The following is a 20522-nucleotide window of genomic DNA, read 5'->3' as shown; positions in this document are numbered from 1 at the left end:
GGCCCCCGCCCCCCCCCCCCCCCGCCCACTACCCGCGCCCCCCGGGGGTGCGCTGGGCCCCCCACCGCATGTGCGCCGGCCCCGCACCGGCCCACGCCCCGGCCCCGCGGGTGTGCCGCGAGGCCGGGCCTTCGTCGTACGGGCCGTGGCCCGGGTCAGCGGTCGACGATCCGGTCGAACTGCGTCGTGGTGTGCCGCAGATGCGCCACCAGCTCCTCGCCGACCTGCGGCGCGGGCGCATCGCTCGGGACGAAGAGGATCGACACCTGCATGTGCGGCGGCTCCGCGAACCAGCGCTGCTTGCCGGACCAGACGTACGGGGCGAGATTGCGGTTGACCGTCGCCAGGCCCGCGCGCGCCACGCCCTTGGCCCGCGGCATCACGCCGTGCAGCGCCTTGGGCGACTCCAGGCCGACGCCGTGCGAGGTGCCACCGGCCACCACGACCAGATAGCCGTCGGACGCGGCCTTCTGCTGGCGGTAGCCGAAGCGCTCGCCCTTGGCGACCCGGGTGACGTCGAGGACCGAACCGCGGTACTCGGTGGCCTCGTGGTCGCCGAGCCAGAGCCGGGTGCCGATCCGCGCGCGGAAGCGGGTCTGCGGGAACTGCTGCTGGAGGCGGGCCAGCTCCTCGGCCTTGAGATGGCTGACGAACATGGTGTGCAGCGGGAGGCGGGCGGCCCGCAGCTGGTCCATCCAGCCGATGACCTCCTCGACGGCGTCGGAGCCGTCGGTGCGGTCCAGCGGCAGGTGGATGGCGAAGCCCTCCAGCCGAACGTCCTCGATGGCGGTGGCCAGCTTGGGCAGGTCCTCCGGCGTGACACCGTGCCGCTTCATGCTGCTCATGACCTCGATGACGACGCGGGCGCCCACCAGGCCGCCCACCCCCTCGACCGAGGAGACCGAACGGATCGCGCGGTCGGGCAGCGGCACCGGCTCCTCGCCGTGGCGGAACGGTGTCAGGACGAGAAGGTCACCGCTGAAGAAGTCCTTGATCCGGGCCGCCTCGTAGGTCGTCCCGACGGCGAGGATGTCGGACCCGAGGCGGGCGGCCTCATCGGCGAGGCGCTCGTGGCCGAAGCCGTAGCCGTTGCCCTTGCAGACCGGGACCAGCCCGGGGAACTGCTGGAGAACGCTCTGGTGATGCGCCCGCCAGCGCGCGGTGTCGACGTAGAGGGTGAGCGCCATGGCCGGGCCCGGAACCTTTCTCGTGGCTGGGTGTGACGGAGGGACGTACGGAGGAGCGGTCAGCGGCGCGACATATACATGTCGAGCGCCTTGTGCAGCAGCTTGTTGAGCGGGAAGTCCCACTCGCCGAGGTACTCCGCTGCCTGGCCGCCCGTGCCGACCTTGAACTGGATCAGGCCGAAGAGGTGGTCGGTCTCGTCCAGCGAGTCGCTGATGCCGCGCAGGTCGTAGACGGTCGCGCCGAGCGCGTAGGCGTCCCGCAGCATCCGCCACTGCATGGCGTTGGACGGGCGCACCTCGCGGCCGATGTTGTCGGAGGCGCCGTACGAGTACCAGACGTGCCCGCCGACGACCAGCATCGTCGCGGCCGAGAGGTTCACGCCGTTGTGGCGGGCGAAGTAGAGCCGCATGCGGTTGGGGTCCTCGGAGTTGAGGGCCGTCCACATGCGCTGGAAGTAGCCGAGCGGGCGCGGCCGGAACTTGTCGCGCTCCGCGGTGATCTCGTAGAGCCGCTGCCACTCGGCCAGGTCCTCGTAACCGCCCTGGACGACCTCGACACCGGCCTTCTCGGCCTTCTTGATGTTGCGACGCCAGAGCTGGTTGAAGCCCTTGTGGACCTCCTCCAGCGCACGGTTGGCGAGCGGCACCTGGTAGACGTACCGGGGCTGGACGTCACCGAATCCGGCGCCGCCGTCCTCGCTCTGCTGCCAGCCCATCTTGCGCAGCCGGTCGGCGACCTCGAAGGCGCGCGGCTCGATATGGGTCGCCTCGACGTCCCGCAGCCGCTTGACGTCCGGGTTCTGGATACCGGCCTTGATCGCTGGGGCGTCCCAGCGGCGGATGATCACCGGCGGGCCCATCTTGACGGTGAACGCGCCCTGCTGCTTGAGGTGCGCCAGCATGGGCTGGAGCCAGTCGTCCAGATTCGGCGCGTACCAGTTGATGACCGGGCCCTCGGGCAGGTAGGCGAGGTACCGCTTGATCTTCGGGAGCTGGCGGTAGAGGACCAGGCCCGCCCCGACCAGCTCGCCGGCGGCGTCGAACCAGCCGAGGTTCTCCGAGCGCCACTCCGACTTGACGTCTGCCCAGGCCGGGACCTGCATGTGGCTCGCCGCGGGCAGACTCTGGATGTATGCCAGATGCTGCTCTCGGCTGATGGTCCTCAGGGTCAGGCTCATGCGGGGCGCTCCTCGGCAGGTGTGTCCCCAGGGTCGGGGCTCCGGCTCTCGCGCCGAAGCCTACTGGGGAGCGTCCCGTTCAGGCGTACGGGAGCCGGGTGCGTGCCCGCCTCACCGGGCCGCGAGGCGGCGTGGGGCACGGCGGAGGCGACGCCCGTGGGCGCCGCCTCCGGTGCGGAACGGTCCGGCCCGGTCAGAAGACGCCGCCGAAGGGGCCGCCGTGCGCGATGCCGATGTAGAGGCCGACGGCCGAGGCACCGAGGCCGATGATCGCCATGAAGCGTTCGCCTGTCGTGGACGAGACGAACTGTGCCCAGAGCCCTGTGGCGATGCCGACGATGCCGACCCAGGAGCTGACCAGGTGCAGGCCGGGCGCGAGGGTGGTGAAGACGGCGATGGCACCGAGCACCAGGGCCACGGCGGCCAGAGTGTTTTCCACTGGATGTGCCCTGCCGTCGCTGTTGAGGAACGAGAGCAGGTTGCGCTGGGTCTTTACTGCCTGTGCCATGCGGCACCTCCCAAGAGAGGCGGCGCGGTGTGGCGCCGCTCACGCCCGATGTGTTCCAGATTGCGGGGTTCCGTGGCCGGATTTCAACCGGAAGCGTGGCAGCGGGTACGCTGTACGGTCTGCGCCCATCTCTGTCCGGATACTCCGGGCAGGGCCGGTGCGGAACGCATCACGACCCTCCTGCCACGGAACGACCGTGGCCGCTGAGTCCAAAGGAGGTGGGTTCCACATGCGTCACTACGAGGTGATGGTCATCCTCGACCCCGATCTGGAGGAGCGCGCTGTCTCTCCCCTGATCGAGAACTTCCTTTCCGTCGTCCGTGAGGGCAACGGCAAGGTCGAGAAGGTCGACACCTGGGGCCGTCGTCGTCTCTCGTACGAGATCAACAAGAAGCCCGAGGGCATCTACTCGGTCATCGACCTGCAGGCCGAGCCTGCGGTCGTCAAGGAGCTCGACCGTCAGATGAACCTGAACGAGTCGGTCCTCCGGACCAAGGTCCTCCGTCCCGAGACCCACTGAACGCTTCGGCGTCAGCGGTAACCGGGTCCGAGTAGCAGCAACACCAGCAGCCAGCAGCACACCCGCCGAGAGGTTCCCCTAATGGCAGGCGAGACCGTCATCACGGTCGTCGGCAATCTTGTCGACGACCCCGAGCTGCGCTTCACCCCGTCCGGTGCGGCGGTCGCGAAGTTCCGCGTCGCGTCCACTCCCCGCACCTTCGACCGTCAGACCAATGAGTGGAAGGACGGCGAGAGCCTGTTCCTGACCTGCTCGGTGTGGCGTCAGGCGGCGGAGAACGTCGCCGAGTCCCTCACGCGGGGCACCCGCGTGATCGTGCAGGGCCGCCTCAAGCAGCGGTCGTACGAGGACCGCGAGGGCGTGAAGCGCACGGTCTACGAGCTCGACGTCGACGAGGTCGGCGCGAGCCTGCGCAACGCCACGGCCAAGGTCACCAAGACCAGCGGTCGCGGTGGCCAGGGCGGCGGCTTCGGCGGCGGCCAGCAGGGCGGTGGCCAGGGTGGCGGTGGCTGGGGCGGCGGCCCCGGCGGCGGCCAGCAGCAGGGCGGCGGCGGTGCTCCCGCCGACGACCCGTGGGCGACCGGCGGCCCCTCCGGCGGCAGCCCCTCCGGCGGCGGCCAGCAGGGTGGCGGCGGCGGTGGTGGCTGGGGCGGTGGCTCCGGCGGCGGCTACTCGGACGAGCCGCCCTTCTAGGTCCGCGCGGCCGTCCGCGACGTTTCACGTGAAACGTCGCGGGATCCCGGCCCGCGGCACCAGGGCGTCAGTACAAAACTTCTTGAACTCACTGGAGAGAGACAATGGCGAAGCCGCCTCCTCGCAAGCCTAAGAAGAAGGTTTGCGTGTTCTGCAAGGAGAAGATCTCCTACGTCGACTACAAGGACACGAACCTGTTGCGGAAGTTCATTTCCGACCGCGGCAAGATCCGTGCCCGCCGAGTCACCGGCAACTGCACCCAGCACCAGCGTGACGTCGCCACGGCAGTGAAGAACAGCCGTGAGATGGCGCTGCTGCCCTACACGTCCACCGCGCGATAAGGGAAGGGTGACCGAAACATGAAGATCATCCTCACCCACGAGGTCTCCGGCCTCGGCACCGCCGGCGACGTCGTTGACGTCAAGGACGGGTACGCCCGCAACTACCTGGTCCCGCGTGGTTTCGCGATCCGCTGGACCAAGGGCGGCGAGAAGGACGTCGAGCAGATCCGCCGCGGTCGCAAGATCCGCGAGATCGCCACGATCGAGCAGGCCAACGAGGTCAAGGGCCAGCTCGAGGGCGTCAAGGTGAAGCTCGCGGTCCGCGCCGGCGAGGCCGGCCGTCTGTTCGGCTCCGTCACCCCGGCCGACATCGCCTCGGCGGTCAAGGCTGCCGGTGGTCCGGACATCGACAAGCGCCGCGTCGAGATCGGTTCGCCGATCAAGACCCTGGGCGCGCACCAGGTCTCCGTGCGTCTGCACGCCGAGGTCACCGCGAAGGTCGGCGTCGAGGTCGTCGCCGCCTGAGCCAGGCAGTAAACGCCGAAGGGCCGCATCCCGGGAACGGGGTGCGGCCCTTCGCCGTATCCAGGGAGGCTCAGTCGCCGTCCTGGGCGCGCCGGTAGAGGGCGGCGATGTCGTCGTCGAAGTACGCGGCGTACGAGACATCGTCCTCGTCCCCGCCGCCGAGGTGGCCGCCGAGGACACCGATGACCGTGCCGGTCTGGCTCTTGGGGTCGTAGTCGGCGAGCCAGGGGCTGCCGCTGGTGCCGCCCGCGAAGTCGTCGCACTGGATCCGCATCTGGGTGCCGCTGTACTTCGTGGTGCGGTTCTGGCAGGAGATCGGGGTGTTCCGGCTGCTGGGGTAGCCGGTGACCTTGACCTCGTTGTCGAAGCCGCGGTCTATGCCGAGGGTGTTGCCGCCGAGGACGTCCTGGATCTGCTTGCCGTCCTTGGAGTCCAGGGTGAGGAAGGCGACGTCGAGGTCCTCGTCGTCGGAGGCGGCCCAGCGATGGTCGACGAAGACCTTCCGGACCTTCCACAGGCCGGTGGGTTCCTTGCCGTCGCGGTAGTCCGGGGCGAAGACGAGGCCGTCGACGGGCTTTCCGGTGTCCGGGTCGAAGGCGCAGTGGGCGGCGGTGACCAGCATGTTCCGCCCGGGGCTCTGCACCACGCTGGCGGTGCAGAAATGATTGCCGGTGTCGTCCTTCTCGAAGATCGCGCCGATCCTGGCGTTCTCCTCCGTACGGCGCGGGGTGTAGGCCCTGCCGTCCGACGCGGGAGCGGTCGCGGCGGGGTCCTGGGGTGGTTCGTCCCCGGTGCCGGACTTCCCGAAGCCGTCCCGGGCGGCGAGGGGTGGCGGGGGCTCCTCGGTGGCGTACCCCGTGAGGACGCCTGCCCCCATGACCACCAGCGTCAGGGGGAGGAGCGTTTTCCAGGCAAGCAGGCGCACTCCGTCATTATCGGCAACGCTTCGAAGATCGGTAGAGGATCAGCGGAAGGCGCCGGTCACAATCCACCGGCCGGAGCGTGCGCGCAGCCACAGCGTGAGCATGCGGACGGTCATCATCAGGGCCATCGCCCACCACAGCGCCGTGAGACCGCCGCCGAGCGCCGGGACGGCCAGCGCGGCGGGGGCGAACAGCCCGAGCGTCACCAGCATCGCCCAGGCCAGATACGGCCCGTCCCCGGCGCCCATCAGGACGCCGTCGAGGATGAAGACGATGCCGGAGACGGGCTGGGTGAGGGCGACGACCAGAAGAGTGGTGAGCAGCGGTCCGCGCACCGCGGGGTCGCTGGTGAACAGGGGGATGAACAGCGGCCGTGCGGCCACGACGAGGACGCCGAGGACGACACCGGAGGCGATGCCCCACTGCACCATGCGGCGGCAGGCGGCCCTGGCGCCGTCCCGGTCGCCCGCGCCGAGGTAGCGGCCGATGATGGCCTGACCGGCGATGGCGATGGCGTCCAGGGCGAAGGCCAGCAGCGACCAGAGGGTGAGGACGATCTGGTGGGCGGCGATCTCGGCGTCGCCGAGCCGGGCGGCGACCGCGGTGGCGATCATGAGGACGGCGCGGAGCGACAGGGTGCGGACGAGGAGCGGCACGCCCGCCTGGGCGCTGGCCCGGATCCCGGCGGCGTCGGGGCGCAGCGAGGCGCCATGCCGACGGGCACCGCGGACCACCACGACGAGGTAGACGGCGGCCATGGCGCACTGGGCGATGACCGTGCCCCAGGCGGAACCGGCGATGCCGAGCCCGGCGCCGTAGACCAGACCGACGTTGAGGGCGGCGTTGGCCGTGAAACCGCCGATGGCGACGTAGAGCGGGGTGTGGGTGTCCTGGAGGCCGCGGAGGACGCCGGTGGCGGCCAGCACGACGAGCATTGCGGGGATGCCGAGGGCGCTGATCCGCAGGTAGGTGGTGGCGTACGGCGCGGCGGTGCCGGAGGCGCCGAACAGCTCGACGAGCGCGGGGGCGGTCGGCAGGACGGCGGCGATGACGGTGGCGCCGAGGAGGAGGGCCAGCCAGATGCCGTCCATGCCCTGCCGGATCGCGGCGGGCAGATCACCGGAGCCGACCCGGCGGGCGACCGCGGCGGTGGTGGCGTAGGCGAGGAAGACGAAGACGGAGACGGCGGTGGTCAGCAGTGCGGCGGCGACGCCGAGACCGGCGAGCTGCGGCGTGCCGAGGTGGCCGATGACGGCGCTGTCGACCATCACGAACAGGGGTTCCGCGACGAGGGAGCCGAAGGCAGGCAGGGCGAGGGCGATGATCTCGCGGTCGTGGCGGCGGGCGGAGCGCCGTGGCGTCGCGGGAGCCTGTGTCATCCACTCAATCTAATCTTCCACAGGTAATAGATGCAAGGCGATTGTGATCCTTACTTTTCGCGGGACGGGGTGAGGGGGCACACGTCTGAGGCGTCGATCATGAACAGGTTGCCGAAGTTTTTCTCCCCCACAGCCTCTGGATGGCGAATCCGCAGGTCACGACGGTGTGGCTGGGGTGATTGTGTGCTTGTCCACAGCGGTTTCCCCCAGGCCGTGCACAGGAACGGGGGAGTTTTCCACAGCTGAGGGCCGGTCATCCACACCACCTGTGGATAACCAGATTGGCGGACGGTGCGTGCGGGCCTACCGTTGACCGGCGCCCGCCACCTGTTTTCGGCCCGAGGACCTTGCGAACTCGACGCGCCGTAACCGGAGTCGGGCGTCTCAATTGTCGGAGCCGTGCCGTAAGAAGGAAGAGGCACGGCGAGGTCCGCGTCGCGGACGGGAGGAGGTGCCGGGGTGAGCGTGGCAGAGCCCATGGAAGACCCCTGGGCGGACTCCGGTCCGGGGGACCGGCTGCCGGCCGGCCGCTTCCGACGGGGCGAGGGCAAGGGCCGCGGCCGCGGCGACCGCCCCGAGCGCGACGAGGAGGGCGGTTCCTGGGCCGGCGGCTTCGAGCGCGTCCCGCCGCAGGATCTGGACGCCGAGCAGTCCGTCCTCGGCGGCATGCTGCTGTCCAAGGACGCCATCGCGGACGTCGTCGAGGTCCTCAAGGGCGAGGACTTCTACCGCCCCGCCCATGAGCTGGTCTTCCAGGCGATCCTCGACCTCTACGCCAAGGGCGAACCGGCCGACCCGATCACCATCGCGGCGGAGCTGACCAAGCGCGGCGAGATCGCCCGGGTCGGCGGCGCCTCGTATCTGCACACCCTGGTGCAGTCCGTGCCGACCGCCGCCAACGCGGAGTACTACGCGGAGATCGTCCACGAACGGGCGGTGCTGCGCCGTCTCGTCGAGGCCGGTACCCGCATCACGCAGATGGGATACGCGGCGGACGGCGACGTCGACGAGATCGTCAACAGCGCCCAGGCGGAGATCTACGCCGTCACCGAGCAGCGCACCAGCGAGGACTACCTCCCGCTCGGCGACATCATGGAGGGCGCGCTCGACGAGATCGAGGCGATCGGCTCCCGCCAGGGCCAGATGACGGGCGTCCCCACCGGCTTCACCGACCTCGACGCGCTGACAAACGGCCTGCACCCGGGCCAGATGATCGTCATTGCGGCCCGTCCCGCGATGGGTAAGTCGACCCTCGCGCTGGACTTCGCCCGCGCCTGCTCGATCAAGAGCAATCTGCCGAGCGTGATCTTCTCCCTGGAAATGGGGCGCAACGAGATCGCGATGCGTCTGCTCTCCGCCGAGGCGCGGGTGGCACTGCACCACATGCGGTCCGGGTCCATGACCGACGAGGACTGGACGCGGCTGGCCCGCCGGATGCCGGACGTGTCCGCCGCGCCGCTCTACATCGACGACTCGCCGAACCTCTCCATGATGGAGATCCGCGCGAAGTGCCGCCGCCTCAAGCAGCGCAACGAACTGAAGCTGGTGGTCATCGACTACCTCCAGCTGATGCAGTCGGGTGGTTCCAAGCGGGCCGAGAGCCGTCAGCAGGAGGTCTCGGACATGTCCCGAAACCTGAAGCTGCTCGCCAAGGAGCTGGAGCTCCCGGTCATCGCCCTCTCCCAGCTGAACCGTGGCCCCGAGCAGCGCACGGACAAGAAGCCGATGGTCTCCGACCTGCGTGAATCCGGCTCCATCGAGCAGGACGCAGACATGGTCATCCTGCTGCACCGCGAGGACGCGTACGAGAAGGAGTCCCCCCGCGCCGGTGAGGCGGACCTGATCGTCGCCAAGCACCGTAACGGCCCGACGGCCACGATCACGGTGGCGTTTCAGGGCCACTACTCGCGGTTCGTGGACATGGCGCAGACGTAAGGGGCTGCTGCTGTGGGATCTCATTTTCCGTGTCGGAATCTCACCCTCGATGTCGGATCGAAGTCGGATCCGACGCTGAGCTGAGATTCGCAGGTCACTGTCATACCTCGTTCGAGTGAAAACGTCGCGGGTGTACTCCCCGTTGGTGTGTTGGGCGGGAGCATCGTGCTGTCGATGACAACTCCAACCCGGGGGAGCGGGCATGGAAGCGACAGTCCGCTTTCGTGGGCGCGGTGGCGAAGTCGAAGACTGCTCCTGGGAGTTCGTGTCGATCGCGTCGCTTCAGTCGGCGCATCCGTGGCGGACCTTCCGCTGGTACAGGGACCAAAAGCACTACTCGGGGACCTATTGGTCGGCGACGATGCACGACCACGTGATCTACGAATCACGACTTGAGCTGTCGCGCCTCCTCTTCGCCGATTTCGATCCGTCCGTACGCGCCATCGTGGCCCAGCCCTTTCTGCTGCAGGCGTTGCTGGAGGGGAAGGTGCGTCGGCATATCCCGGACTATCTCCTGCTCACTGGGCAGGTTCCGGTGGTTGTCGACGTCAAGCCGTTGCATCGGTTGTCCAAGCCGGAAGTGGCGTTCACCTTCGACTGGACCCGGAGGGCAGTGGAATCGCGGGGATGGAAATACGAGGTCTGGACTGAGCCTCCGGCCGCAGAGCTGGAGAACATCCGGTTCCTTGCGGGCTACCGCAGGGAGTGGCTGTTCAACCCCGAGATTCTGGAAGCGCTGCGGGACGCGGATCTCGACGGGCTTCTTCTGGGACAGGCCATGGGGTGTCTGCCGGATCATCCAGAACCCCAAGTCCGCGCCGGGATCAACCACTTGCTCTGGACGCAGACCTTCGTAACCGATCTCGACTGGCCCCTCGGTCCCTCGCACGTCCTGCGGAGGGCCGCGTGAGCAGGGCGGCGGCTCGAGTCGGAGTCGGCACGCGCTTCCGCTACGACGGGGAATCCGTCGAGGTGGTGGAGATGGCCGCGACCACGGCGGGCAACGAAGTGGTCTTGAAGGACGGCCATGGGCGGCTGCTGAGGCTATCGCTCAAGGAACTGCTGTTCTCCGACCGCGCTGCGATCAGTCCTGGTGGCCCGGGGCCATCCGCAGACGACGAGGTCGAGATCGCCTCCGTGATCCTCGGGCAGCTCGATACCGAGGAAAGGCAGAAGGTTCTGGAGCGAGCTGGGCACGTCCGCGAGGTGCTGACCGGCTTTCGCTCCGGCAACGGGGAGTTGGCGGCCGACGATGAGCCGAAGGCCGCCTACGCCACGGCCATGCCGATGGAGGCGAGGAAGGCAGCGAAGGCGGCGGAACTTGGCGTGACGGCCCGCACCATTGAGCGCTGGGTCGCTGGATTTCTCCAGCACGGTGAGGCCGGACTTGCCTCGAAGAGGACGCGGTCGGAGCGGTCACAGACCTCGGTCGATGAGCGGTGGGTGGAGACCGCGGTGGAGGTGATGGTCGAGCACGCTGACCAATCGCGGCCGTCGCGGACGATGGTGATCGACTGGACCCGGGCCCGGGTGATCGCGCGGTTCGGTGAGGGGGTGGTGCCGCAGCCGAGTCGGGCGACGGCGTTTCGGCTGCTGGAGGAGCTGGAGCGACAGCATCCGTTGTTCCGGCTGAGTACAAAGCGCAATCGGGATATCGCTGATCGGCCGAAGGGTCCGTACGGGAAGCTGCGGCCGACGCGGCCGGGTGAGTACCTGTTGATGGACTCCACCCGGCTGGACGTCTTCGCGTTCGATCCGCTGACGTTGAAGTGGGTGCAGGCCGAGCTGACGGTTGCGATGGACTGGTACACCCGCTGCATCACGGGGATCCGGCTGACGCCGGTGTCGACGAAGGCGGTGGACGTCAGCGCGGTGCTCTTCCAGGCGTTTCGCCCGCGGCCGGCGGGGCGGGACTGGCCGCGGCACGCGGTCTGGCCCGAGCACGGCATCCCCCGCACTGTCCTGGTCGATGTTGAGGGCGCCACCGGACCGGGCCTGGCCTCGCCTCCTCTGGTTCCCGAGACGCTGGTTGTCGACCACGGCAAGGTCTACGTCTCGGAGCATCTGACCAGCGTCTGCCGCCGGATGGGCATCTCCATCCAGCCAGCCCGACTGCGAACGGGCCGCGACAAAGGACCGGTGGAGCGCTACTTCCGGACCCTGCGGGAGGGGCTGCTGCAGGTGCTGCCCGGCTACAAGGGGCCTGACATCCACTCGCGGGGTGAGAGCCCGGAGGACGACGCGTTCTTCTTCCTCGACGAGCTTGAGGCGATCATCCGAGAGTGGACCGCGGTGGTCTATCACTGCAGGCCGCACTCCAGCCTCGTCGATTCGGGCCTGCCGGGTCTGCGGATGTCCCCGGCGAAGATGTTCGAGCACGGCATGGCCAGGGCCGGCTACATCGAGGTCCCCCGGGACCCGGATCTCGCCTACGAGTTCCTGAAGACCGAGTGGCGCACGATTCAGCACTACGGGGTCGAGATCGGGCGCCGCCGCTACAGCGGCCCTGGCCTCCCCGACCCTGGCGCTCAGAGCCCCTACGACAGCCCGACGAAGAACGGCTGGCCCTTCCAGGTAGATCCCGACGACATCACGCGGATCTACTTCCGTAATCCGGACACCAGGGCTTGGCACACCCTGACCTGGGAACACGCACCGTCAGCCGAGATGCCGCTGAGCGAGGACGCGTTGACGTTCGCCCGGCAACTGGCCGCTTCGAAGTATCGGTTCCCCGACGACCGGCTCGCTGTCGCCGATCTGCTGGAGCGATGGAACCTCGGCCTGGGCACCACGATCGCCGAGCGACGCATGGCCCTGCGGCTCTCGCGTGAACAAGCCGCCATCGAACTCCCTGAATCCGATGCCGAATCCGTCGTCTCTCTTCCCTCGGTGCGCAAAGCCCTGTGCCAGGACGGCGGTCCGGCAGAGCCCGAAGTGCAGGAGCCAGCAGTCGAGACGGGCGATGACGACGAAGCCGACTTCGATGACCACCTCGACGAGGACGACTTCTACGCCGACGCATTGGAGGACGTGTGACCGACGGGCCTCCGCTGAGCCTGGGCAATCTGGCGCTGTCACGGAAGGAGGACTTCAAGGCGTTCGCCTACGCCCCGCGCCGTGAACAGCCCAAGCTGCTGACACGGGCCGAGCTGAAGACCCTGACCGCTGAGGAGAAAGCGGCTTATGACCGCCTTCGGCGGGAGTGGCATGCCAACCTCGGGCCGATCAAGACGCCACAACTGGCCGAGCTCCACGAAGATCTGTGGGACATCGTCGACAGCAATCTGCAAGACGGCGACAAGGCCAAGGGAGCCGTCGCTGTCGACGCCTTTCCTGGCCTGGGAAAAACGACGTCGGTGCTGGCCTTCCTCCGGGAGTTTCACCACCGGGAAGTCGCCGAGAGCGGTGAGTACACCACGCAGGGTCATGAACGGCTGCCGGTCTGCCGGGTCGGGCTGACCGGCAACACTGGCATGAAGGACCTCAACCGAGCCATTCTCGAGTTCTTCGGTCACGCTGGACGAAACCGTGGAACGGCCGCTCAGTTCGGTCAACGAGCCCTGGACTGCGTGCTGTCATGCGAAGTACGCGTCCTCGCACTCGATGATCTGCACTTCCTGAAGTGGCGCAAGACCAGTGGCATCGAGGTCAGCAACCACCTGAAGTGGATCGCCAACGAGTTCCCCGTGACCCTGGTGATGATCGGCGTCGGCCTCGCGGACAAGGGCTTGTTCAGTGAGGGAACCACGTCAGGTGACACGGTGTTGGCCCAGACCGGCCGACGCACGACCCGCCTGGGCATGCGGCCCTTCACCATCGAGAACGAGGCGGGCCGCCGGGAATGGCGGCAGATGCTTCTTGCCCTGGAGAAGAGGGTGGTCCTGGCGGACAAACACCCTGGCATGCTCGCGGACGACCTGTCCGACTACCTCTTCGCCCGCAGCACCGGACATATCGGCTCGCTCATGACATTGATCAACCGCGGCTGCCAGCGGGCTTTCCGCAGCGGCACCGAACGTCTCGATCGTGAGCTGCTCGACCGAGTCAAGAACGACGAGGCATCCGAGAACGCCCGCAGGGAACTCGAAGCCGCCCTGGAGAACCGGCGATTGACCAGCCGGCCTCAGCCGAGCCGTCAGGCTGCATGAGCTCTGCCCAGCGGACTCTCCCGATCCGCCTCGAACCACTGCCTGGCGAGCCCCTGGACTCCTGGCTGGAGGCCCTGGCCCACCGCAGCATGGTCGACGTCCGCGAGATCCTCGTCGCCTTGGGTCTCCATCACCGCCACCGCGGCGCGATCCCCGACCACACCCTGTTCCTCCGGCCCGAAGAAGCGGAGCAAGCCGCCACCGCCAGCGGAGTGCCGGTCAACCGGCTCCACACGATGACCTTGCGCCAGTACGACCAGCACGCCGTTCTTCTGCACATTGAGCGACGATCCGTGATCCGGATGCAGTTGTGGGGCCGGAGCGGTTCACGCTACTGCCCGGAATGCCTCATCGAACGTGACGGCCGCTGGCTGCTTCGTTGGCGCCTGCCCTGGACCTTCGCCTGCACACGACACCGGCTGCTGCTGGCCCATGAATGCCCGGCCTGCGGTCACCGCCCCCGCCACGGAAGGATCACTCTCTACCGCGATGTTCCGCCGAGCCAGTGCTCGACTCCTTTGCAGAGATCAGGACCGTTCTGCCGCACAGATCTCACGCGGACTCCGGCCGTTCAGGTCGCTGAGGACAACCCGGTCCTGGCCGCGCAGGAATGGATCAACGGCTTGCTGGCGAAGGTCGAGAACAGCGAGACAGGACAGCCAGAGCCTGAGCTACGCGACACCTTTGAGGGCCTGCGGGCACTGGCTGCCTGGACCTTGCGGCGGGCAGCCTCCGGCGACTTCCACTCCTACGGGGAGCACATCGAGCAAGCAGCCCGAGAACACCAGGGTGACGGTCAGTTCGCCCCGAACTCCGCAGCAGTGGCTGCGGGCAGCCTCACCCGGGCGACCGAGCTCCTGCGGCACCCCCTTTCCGAGCACAGCGTCGCGGTCGTCCGCGAACTCCTGGACCGGGACGACAAGGCCATCGAACTTATGCCTCCGGTTGAGGTCCACAAGCGGTGGCGCAGGCACTCACCCGATCTGCAACGCATGATCTGGCGGGCGATGGACACCAAGCTCAGCACCGTCGAGCGACTCCGATACCGATCATGCTCGCCGCATGCGGGGCCACCCCGGGGCGACGCTGTGATCGCAGAGCGGTCCCGCCACATCCCGCAGTTCCTCTGGCGCAGCTGGACGGTGAGGCTCCTGCCGGAAGCCGGCCGACGGAGCATCCGGTTCCGCTCCGCACTCTCCGTCGCGCTACTGCTGCCGGGCTGGTCACTTCGCCGCTTCGACCCCTTGATCAAGATGCTTCACGACCAGGAGTATCCCGACGTCCACTACACACTCGCCAAGCTCACACGGAGCCACCCGGCAGCCCTGCCGGTTCTCTGCTCTCTCGCCGACTACCTGGACGAAGGCCTCTGCCCGATCGACTACGAACGGCGCCGCACCACGGTGGGCACCGATCTCTTGCCCACCGAGACGTGGCTGAGGATCTGCACCGACACCGACACGCCTCCAGGCGGCGAGGCCAGGGCCTTGCTCATGCGCCGATACCTCTACCAACGGGTCACCGGCAACCACCACCGCCAAGCGCCAGGGTCATTGGGAATCAAGACTCCGGCGCAGGAAGCCATGCTCGCGTCCGTCCCGTTCGCCCTTGCAAGGCGGCTGCTGAAGGCGCTCGATGAACACGCCCTCAGCTACCTGCACTCCAAGGGCATCGACGGCGAACCACTCGTCTGGGAGCCGCCAGCCCGCCTCGGGCAGGGACTCCCGCTGAGCCAGGAGTTCAACGAGGACCTGGTGAGTCAGGCCCACCGCATGATCTGTGATGAAGGAGCCCGACCTGCACTGGCAGCCGAGCGCCTGGACGTCCCCCTCGACTACCTACGGTTCCTCTTCGAGACTCAGCCTCCCCTCACACCGCCTCCCGCGCGATCCCGCACCACCACGAAGAGACGCGAGAGTGCCCCGCCCAGGAGCCGACTGGCCGCAGCGAAGTCCCGGCGACGCTCACACGACGAGCTGACCGAGGAGTTCTTGCGACGCGCCTACCTGAGCGACAGAAAGTCGATCAAACAGATCAGCGCAGAAACACGCCTGCCCCGGGCACGCGTCCGTGAACGGCTCGAACAGACAGAGGTCCTCGCCCTCCGACACCCCCACCGAGTCCCCCTCGACGAGCAATGGCTCCGAGAGCAATACCTCCATCACAGGCGCTCGATCGCAACCATCGCGGCGGAACTGGGCCTCAGCGCCACAGAACTGGGCCGTCGGGCCAAGACATTCGGCATCGAAATGCGCCCGCCCACACAACGACAGGGCACGGCACCAGCCGAACTGGCTGCTGTTCCTTCGATCCTGAGGCCAGCCCTCTCGACCCGCACTGGTTGGAACCGTCTGCACCGATTCCAACAAGCAGTGACATACCGGACGATCAGCGAAGCAGCGACGAATCTCGGCTTCCGGCAGGCCGTCCTGTCCCTCCAGATCAGACGCCTGGAGACAGATCTGGGATTCCAACTCCACACCCGCCCTCACCGTGGTGAATCACTCCAGGTGACAGCCGATGGGCAAGCCGTGCTGGACGCGCTCACCATCGTGCAGTCGGCAGGAAATGACACGCTGGTGAGACAGAAGCCGTCCGACACGACCTGAGAAAGAGCGGGAAGTCCCAGGTCACAGCGTCGGCGGCTGACAAGGAACGTGAGATCCTACAGCTGCGCCCGGGTGTGGGGTCTCAAATCCAGCTTCTGGTCGGCGACGATGCGCGACCACGTGATCTACGAGTCGCGCCTGGAGCCGGCGAGGTTGCTCTTCGCTGATTTCGATCTGTCCGTACGCGGCATCGTGGCCCGGCCTTTCTTGCTGAAGACGGTGCGGTGCTGGAGGGGAAGGTCCGCCAGCACAGCTCCCAGCTCATGGGGGACCGGGCGGTTCAGGGTGTGACCGTGTCCGGGAACCGGCGCTGTGTGCGGCCGGCGACGAGGAGTTGGTGGAGGCGTTCGAGTGCGGCGATGAGGGCGGCTCGCTCTGTGTCGTCCGCCCCGGCCAGCGCATTGGTCAGGGCCTTGTCGGCGCGTCCGGCCCGGCGCTGTTGGCCGGCGGCACGGATGGGCTCGGTGACGTCGACCAGCGTTTTGCGTCCGTCGGAGGGGTCGGCTGCGGTGGTGACCCAGTTGCGGCCGGCCAGGGCCCGCACGCTGGTGGAGACGCGGCTTTGGGCCAGGCCGGTGCGCTTGGCGATGTCGCCTACGGCGCTGCGGCCGTTCAAGAAGAGGTCTTGGAGGACCAGGAATTCGCCGGGGGTGAGATCGGGTGCGTCGGAACCCATGTCGTCGAGGGCGATCTCGGCCAGGTGGCGGCCGAGCTGATACAGGTCGCTCATCTCCATCCCCTCAAGTTACATCTCCTTTGATGCATCTCAAAATATGTATCTTGACAGATCAATCTCTAGAGATACATCATCCAAGATGTAAATGGCGAGCCCGCACCACTGGAGAGACACCGTGAGCCTCAGCGACTACCTGCTCTACACCGGCGTGTTCATCGCGATACTCGCCACCCAGCTCGGCACACGGCGTCCGGACGCCAGGCGGCTGCTCCTGCCCGTGGGAATCGTCGCGGGCGTCGGTTTCAAGTACCTCAAGGAGATTCCCTCGGGGAGCGCGTCCTACCTGATCGAGGCGGCCGGGCTCGCGGCCGGCCTGCTGTTCGGCCTGGCCTCGATCGCCCTGATCCAGGTCCACCGCGACCCGGCTGACTCCCGCCTGGTCACCGTCGCGGGCTGGCCCTACGCCGCACTGTGGACGGTCGCGATGGCCCTGCGCATGGGGTTCGCCTACGGTTCGACCCACTGGTTCACCCATGACCTGGCGATGTTCTCGATCCAGCACCAGGTCCCGGCCGCCACCTACGGCACCGCATTCGTCCTCATGGTCTTGGCCATGATCACCGTCCGAACCGTCGGCGTCCTCATCCGTGCCCGCCTCGCAGGCGCCACCGTCGACTTCGGAGCGCTCGGCATCGCTCGACGCTTCGCCCGCTGAGCACCCCGGCCGGTCTGCGGGTGCTCCTCCGCCGGGATCGGGTGTCCACCCCACGACTCGACGACGGCTCTCAAAGCGCGATACCCAGCAAGCCCCTCCACCTCGCTCAGACCCGCACCAAGACGAGAACCACGGGGAAATGACACGGAGTTGAGACAGTCAGCGGATGACATGGTGTGAGACACCAAGAGAAGCCCCAGGTCACAGCGTCGGCAGGGGACACGGGCGCTGAGAACCTACAGCTGCGCCCGGACGCCGGGTGCTGGGACGGGGTGTCCCGGGGCGGGCCCGGTGGGGGAGAGTGGGCGCGGCGGCGGGCGGGATCGCGTCCGCCGGTCGGCCGTTGTCGAGGAGGAGCATGTCCACCGTGCCGTCCGAGGGCTCGGGTCCCGAGTCCGTCCGCGCGCCGGGTGCCGAGGCCGCGTCGGCCCGTCCCGGGGATGAGGCGTTCGCCGGGCTGTTGCCAGAGACCCGGCGGGAGCTGGCGCACCGGCTCGCGGCCGGGCAGCGCGAGGGGCGGGCGCCGTCCGTGGTCGGAGCGGTCGTGCGGGGCGGCCGCATGGTGTGGAGCGGGGTGCGGGCGGCGGATCCGCCCGCGGCGTACGGCACCGTGCAGTACCGCATCGGCTCGCTGACGAAGACCTTCGTCGCGGTGCTGGTGCTGCGGCTGCGCGACGAGGGCGCGTTGCGGCTGGACGATCCGCTGGGGCGTCATCTCGACGGGACCGAGGCGCCCGACGCGACGGTCGGACAGCTGCTGTCGCACCGTTCCGGGCTCGCCGCCGAGCCGCGCGGCCCCTGGTGGGAGCGGACCGCTGGCACGCTGCGCCCGGAGCCCGCGGACCTCTTTGGCGAGCGCCCGCAGCGCCTCCCGGCCGGTGCCCGCCACCACTACTCCAACCTCGGCTACGCCCTGTTGGGCGCACTCGTCGAACGGCTCCGGGACGGCCGCCCCTGGGAAGAGGTGCTGCGCGCCGAGGTGCTGGAGCCGCTGGGCATGACGGAGACGACGACGCGGCCCCGGGAACCGTACGCGCGGGGCTGGGCCGTGCACCCGTGGGCCGACGCGCTGTTGCCGGAACCGGCGCACGACACGGGGCTGATGGGACCGGCGGGCCAGCTGTGGTCCACGGTGGAGGATCTGTGCCGGTGGGTGGCGTTTCTGCTGCGCGGTGACGAGCGGGTGCTGTCTGCGGCGAGCGTCGCGGAGATGCGGGTGCCCGCGGTGCCGCCGGAGGGCGACGACTGGGACGCGGGGTACGGCCTGGGGCTCCAACTGGCGCGGACGAGCCCCCGTACGGCGCCGGGCGGGACGGTACGGGCACCGGGCGGGCGGCTGCTGGCCGGGCACAGCGGGTCGATGCCCGGCTTCCTCGCCTCGCTGTGGTGCGACCCGGACGAGGACCTCGCCGCCATCGCGCTGACCAACTGCACGCACGGGCCGTCCATCGCCGGGATCGCCACCGGCCTGCTGGAGACCGTGGCCGACCGTGAACCGCGCATCCCGGAGCCGTGGCGGCCGCTGACCGGACCGCTGGACGAGGAGCTGCTGGCGCTCACCGGCCCCTGGTACTGGGGCGCGAACCCGTTCGCGCTGCGGCTGCGCGAGGCGAGGGGGCTGGAGCTGACGCCGCTGTCCGGCACCGGCCGCGCGTCGCGGTTTCACGTGGAACCGGACGGCACCTGGACCGGCCTCGACGGCTACTACGCGGGCGAGACGCTGCGCGTGGTGCGCGGCGCCGACGGCTCCGTCAGCCATCTCGACCTGGGGACGTTCGTCCTCACCCGGGGCCCGTACGCACCGCAGGCGCCGGTGCCGGGCGGGGTGGATCCGGAGGGCTGGCGGGTCTGATACCGGTCGCGGGCGGGGCGTGGCCGGGGCCCGTACGGGCTGGTGGTCGGCCTCCGGTCGGCGCCCCGGGCCCGTACGGCGGAGGCGGCGGGCCCGGACGTACAGTCGAGCGAGATGTCAGGAGCCGTGCCACCGTGCGGCTCGCTACCGCTGGAAGGCCACTGTGACTGCCGTGACTGCGAATGCCGAAGCCCCGGTTCTGCTGGATCTGCCGCCGCTCGACGCGGCCCGTTTCGCGCGGATCGAGGACAAGGTCGCCGCGCTGATGCGGACCCGCTGCGATGTCGTGGCGACGCAGGGGGAGGCGCTGCTGCCGCTGGAGGCGTGCATCCGCTCGGCCGTACGGCCCGGCAGCACGGCCCTCAACATCATCACCGGGCCGTACGGCGAGACCTTCGGCGGCTGGCTGCGGTCCTGCGGCGCCGAGGTGGTGACGGTGACGGCACCGTTCACGGGAGCGGTCACCCCGGAGCAGGTCGCGGCGGCGCTGCGGGAGCACCCGGAGATCGACTTCGTCAGCCTGGTGCACGCCGAGGCGGCGACCGGCAACACCAACCCGGTGGCGGAGATCGGTGCGGTGGTGCGGGAGCACGGCGCGCTGCTGATGCTGGACGCGGTGGCGTCGGTGGGCGCCGAGCCGCTGCTCACCGACGAGTGGGGCGTGGACCTCTGCGTGATCGGCGGGCAGAAGGCGCTGGCGGGCCCGGCGGGCGTCTCCGTGGTGTCGGTCAGCGCCCGCGCCTGGGAGCGGATCGAGGCCAACCCGCAGGCGCCCCGGCGCTCGTACCTCTCGCTGCTGGACTGGAAGCACCACTGGATCGACGGGGGTCGCACCGCGCTGCCGCACGCCCCGGCGCAGCTGGAGATGCTCGCCCTGGAGCAGGCCGTCGACCGCATCGACGCCGCGGCGCTGGACGCGGTCATCGTCCGGCACCGCGCGGCGTCCGCCGCCACCCGGGCGGGCGTCCGGGCGCTGGGCGGGATCACCCCGTACGTGACGCGGGACGAGGACGCGGCCCCGGCGGCGACCACGCTGCGGGCGCCGGACGGGTTGCACGCCGGTGAGCTGGTGGCAGCCGCGCTGGCCGCCGATGGCACGGTCCCGGTGCAGGCCGCGGCGGGGGCGCTCGCCACGGAGATGATCCGCGTGAACCACTACGGCCGGGCTGCGGACCTCTCCGTGGTGCGGTCCTCGCTGGCGGCGCTGGCCGTGGGGCTGGAGGCCCGGGGTGTGACGGCCGATGGCGCCGCCGCGGTCGAGGCCGCCGAGGCCGCGTGGCACGGGGTGCTCGGCGGCTGACGCGGGGCGGCGGCGCGTCCGTGTGAGGCGCCGATCGACAGTGGGCCCGAGGGGTGGGGGGGGGGGGGGGTGGTGAAAAACGCCCCCCCCCCC

The 20522-nt window shown here is 69.1% G+C and carries 18 protein-coding genes; 12 read left to right on the top strand and 6 right to left on the bottom strand.

Annotated elements, in window-relative coordinates; all coding sequences use genetic code 11:
- Positions 1–155: 155 nt before the first annotated feature.
- The 3 genes from ACFWWQ_RS07920 to ACFWWQ_RS07910 all read right to left on the bottom strand — a co-directional run bounded on the left by ACFWWQ_RS07920 (position 156) and on the right by ACFWWQ_RS07910 (position 2873).
- On the bottom strand, positions 156–1187 hold the full coding sequence (locus tag ACFWWQ_RS07920) for an alanine racemase (protein WP_384591886.1): 1032 nt from the start codon (positions 1185–1187) through the stop codon (positions 156–158).
- Between the two features lie 59 nt (positions 1188–1246).
- On the bottom strand, positions 1247–2365 hold the full coding sequence (locus tag ACFWWQ_RS07915; RefSeq protein WP_384591883.1) for a lipid II:glycine glycyltransferase FemX: 1119 nt from the start codon (positions 2363–2365) through the stop codon (positions 1247–1249).
- Positions 2366–2558: 193 nt separating this feature from the next.
- A complete protein-coding gene (locus tag ACFWWQ_RS07910) occupies positions 2559–2873 on the bottom strand; it encodes a hypothetical protein (RefSeq protein WP_384591881.1) in 315 nt (104 codons plus the stop codon).
- Between the two features lie 229 nt (positions 2874–3102).
- Here ACFWWQ_RS07910 and rpsF point away from each other — a divergent pair, with 229 nt between their 5' ends.
- From rpsF to rplI, 4 genes are all read left to right on the top strand, one after another.
- Positions 3103–3393, top strand: a complete 291-nt coding sequence (rpsF, locus tag ACFWWQ_RS07905) for a 30S ribosomal protein S6 (RefSeq protein ID WP_003978891.1) — start codon at positions 3103–3105, stop codon at positions 3391–3393.
- Between the two features lie 81 nt (positions 3394–3474).
- Positions 3475–4086 (top strand): single-stranded DNA-binding protein, encoded by a 612-nt coding sequence (locus tag ACFWWQ_RS07900; RefSeq protein ID WP_384591877.1) that lies wholly within the window; start codon positions 3475–3477, stop codon positions 4084–4086.
- A 104-nt stretch (positions 4087–4190) separates the two neighbouring features.
- On the top strand, positions 4191–4427 hold the full coding sequence (rpsR, locus tag ACFWWQ_RS07895) for a 30S ribosomal protein S18 (protein ID WP_018838794.1): 237 nt from the start codon (positions 4191–4193) through the stop codon (positions 4425–4427).
- Between the two features lie 18 nt (positions 4428–4445).
- Positions 4446–4892 carry a 50S ribosomal protein L9 gene (gene rplI, locus ACFWWQ_RS07890; RefSeq protein ID WP_143939982.1) on the top strand — a complete coding sequence of 149 codons (447 nt, stop codon included), beginning with the start codon at positions 4446–4448 and terminating at the stop codon, positions 4890–4892.
- Between the two features lie 70 nt (positions 4893–4962).
- Here the strand turns inward: rplI and ACFWWQ_RS07885 are convergent, their stop codons facing one another.
- Positions 4963–5817, bottom strand: coding sequence for a trypsin-like serine peptidase (locus ACFWWQ_RS07885; RefSeq protein WP_384591873.1), 855 nt, complete (start codon positions 5815–5817; stop codon positions 4963–4965).
- Positions 5818–5856: 39 nt separating this feature from the next.
- Positions 5857–7194 carry an MATE family efflux transporter gene (locus ACFWWQ_RS07880; RefSeq protein WP_384591870.1) on the bottom strand — a complete coding sequence of 446 codons (1338 nt, stop codon included), beginning with the start codon at positions 7192–7194 and terminating at the stop codon, positions 5857–5859.
- A gap of 477 nt (positions 7195–7671) precedes the next feature.
- On the opposite strand from ACFWWQ_RS07880, the gene dnaB reads away from it, so the two are divergent.
- The 5 genes from dnaB to ACFWWQ_RS07855 all read left to right on the top strand — a co-directional run bounded on the left by dnaB (position 7672) and on the right by ACFWWQ_RS07855 (position 15886).
- Positions 7672–9129: a replicative DNA helicase gene (dnaB, locus tag ACFWWQ_RS07875; RefSeq protein WP_384592206.1), complete on the top strand. Its 1458-nt coding sequence runs from the start codon at positions 7672–7674 to the stop codon at positions 9127–9129.
- Between the two features lie 202 nt (positions 9130–9331).
- Positions 9332–10039 (top strand): TnsA-like heteromeric transposase endonuclease subunit, encoded by a 708-nt coding sequence (locus ACFWWQ_RS07870; protein WP_384591867.1) that lies wholly within the window; start codon positions 9332–9334, stop codon positions 10037–10039.
- On the top strand, positions 10036–12165 hold the full coding sequence (locus tag ACFWWQ_RS07865) for a helix-turn-helix domain-containing protein (protein WP_384591864.1): 2130 nt from the start codon (positions 10036–10038) through the stop codon (positions 12163–12165). The genes ACFWWQ_RS07870 and ACFWWQ_RS07865 overlap by 4 nt, the downstream gene beginning before the upstream one ends.
- Positions 12162–13277 (top strand): ATP-binding protein, encoded by a 1116-nt coding sequence (locus tag ACFWWQ_RS07860; protein WP_384591861.1) that lies wholly within the window; start codon positions 12162–12164, stop codon positions 13275–13277. The genes ACFWWQ_RS07865 and ACFWWQ_RS07860 overlap by 4 nt, the downstream gene beginning before the upstream one ends.
- A complete protein-coding gene (locus ACFWWQ_RS07855) occupies positions 13274–15886 on the top strand; it encodes a TniQ family protein (RefSeq protein ID WP_384591858.1) in 2613 nt (870 codons plus the stop codon). Before ACFWWQ_RS07860 ends, ACFWWQ_RS07855 begins: the two co-directional genes overlap by 4 nt.
- A 280-nt stretch (positions 15887–16166) precedes the next feature.
- Here ACFWWQ_RS07855 and ACFWWQ_RS07850 read toward each other — a convergent pair whose 3' ends face one another.
- Positions 16167–16616 (bottom strand): MarR family winged helix-turn-helix transcriptional regulator, encoded by a 450-nt coding sequence (locus tag ACFWWQ_RS07850; RefSeq protein ID WP_384591855.1) that lies wholly within the window; start codon positions 16614–16616, stop codon positions 16167–16169.
- 121 nt (positions 16617–16737) lie between these two features.
- Between ACFWWQ_RS07850 and ACFWWQ_RS07845 the strand changes: the two genes are divergently transcribed.
- The 3 genes from ACFWWQ_RS07845 to ACFWWQ_RS07835 all read left to right on the top strand — a co-directional run bounded on the left by ACFWWQ_RS07845 (position 16738) and on the right by ACFWWQ_RS07835 (position 20429).
- Positions 16738–17277, top strand: a complete 540-nt coding sequence (locus tag ACFWWQ_RS07845) for a hypothetical protein (RefSeq protein ID WP_384591852.1) — start codon at positions 16738–16740, stop codon at positions 17275–17277.
- Positions 17278–17635: 358 nt separating this feature from the next.
- Positions 17636–19129 (top strand): serine hydrolase domain-containing protein, encoded by a 1494-nt coding sequence (locus ACFWWQ_RS07840; protein ID WP_384591849.1) that lies wholly within the window; start codon positions 17636–17638, stop codon positions 19127–19129.
- A 163-nt stretch (positions 19130–19292) separates the two neighbouring features.
- Positions 19293–20429 carry a pyridoxal-phosphate-dependent aminotransferase family protein gene (locus ACFWWQ_RS07835; protein ID WP_384591846.1) on the top strand — a complete coding sequence of 379 codons (1137 nt, stop codon included), beginning with the start codon at positions 19293–19295 and terminating at the stop codon, positions 20427–20429.
- The last annotated feature ends 93 nt before the right edge of the window (positions 20430–20522 follow it).

Origin of the sequence: Streptomyces sp. NPDC059080 (assembly GCF_042739975.1) — a bacterium.
Lineage (GTDB): Bacteria > Actinomycetota > Actinomycetes > Streptomycetales > Streptomycetaceae > Streptomyces > Streptomyces benahoarensis.
Note: the sequence above shows the minus strand (reverse complement) of the source record. Positions and strands in the feature narration are given on the sequence as shown.

What these genes read in the sequence shown, in the direction of transcription:
- ACFWWQ_RS07920 (WP_384591886.1), bottom strand. Translation starts at nt 1,187, where the DNA reads ATGGCGCTCACCCTCTACGTCGACACCGCGCGCTGGCGGGCGCATCAC.
- ACFWWQ_RS07915 (WP_384591883.1), bottom strand. Translation starts at nt 2,365, where the DNA reads ATGAGCCTGACCCTGAGGACCATCAGCCGAGAGCAGCATCTGGCATAC.
- ACFWWQ_RS07910 (WP_384591881.1), bottom strand. Translation starts at nt 2,873, where the DNA reads ATGGCACAGGCAGTAAAGACCCAGCGCAACCTGCTCTCGTTCCTCAAC.
- rpsF (WP_003978891.1), top strand. Translation starts at nt 3,103, where the DNA reads ATGCGTCACTACGAGGTGATGGTCATCCTCGACCCCGATCTGGAGGAG.
- ACFWWQ_RS07900 (WP_384591877.1), top strand. Translation starts at nt 3,475, where the DNA reads ATGGCAGGCGAGACCGTCATCACGGTCGTCGGCAATCTTGTCGACGAC.
- rpsR (WP_018838794.1), top strand. Translation starts at nt 4,191, where the DNA reads ATGGCGAAGCCGCCTCCTCGCAAGCCTAAGAAGAAGGTTTGCGTGTTC.
- rplI (WP_143939982.1), top strand. Translation starts at nt 4,446, where the DNA reads ATGAAGATCATCCTCACCCACGAGGTCTCCGGCCTCGGCACCGCCGGC.
- ACFWWQ_RS07880 (WP_384591870.1), bottom strand. Translation starts at nt 7,194, where the DNA reads ATGACACAGGCTCCCGCGACGCCACGGCGCTCCGCCCGCCGCCACGAC.
- dnaB (WP_384592206.1), top strand. Translation starts at nt 7,672, where the DNA reads ATGGAAGACCCCTGGGCGGACTCCGGTCCGGGGGACCGGCTGCCGGCC.
- ACFWWQ_RS07870 (WP_384591867.1), top strand. Translation starts at nt 9,332, where the DNA reads ATGGAAGCGACAGTCCGCTTTCGTGGGCGCGGTGGCGAAGTCGAAGAC.
- ACFWWQ_RS07855 (WP_384591858.1), top strand. Translation starts at nt 13,274, where the DNA reads ATGAGCTCTGCCCAGCGGACTCTCCCGATCCGCCTCGAACCACTGCCT.
- ACFWWQ_RS07850 (WP_384591855.1), bottom strand. Translation starts at nt 16,616, where the DNA reads ATGAGCGACCTGTATCAGCTCGGCCGCCACCTGGCCGAGATCGCCCTC.
- ACFWWQ_RS07840 (WP_384591849.1), top strand. Translation starts at nt 17,636, where the DNA reads ATGTCCACCGTGCCGTCCGAGGGCTCGGGTCCCGAGTCCGTCCGCGCG.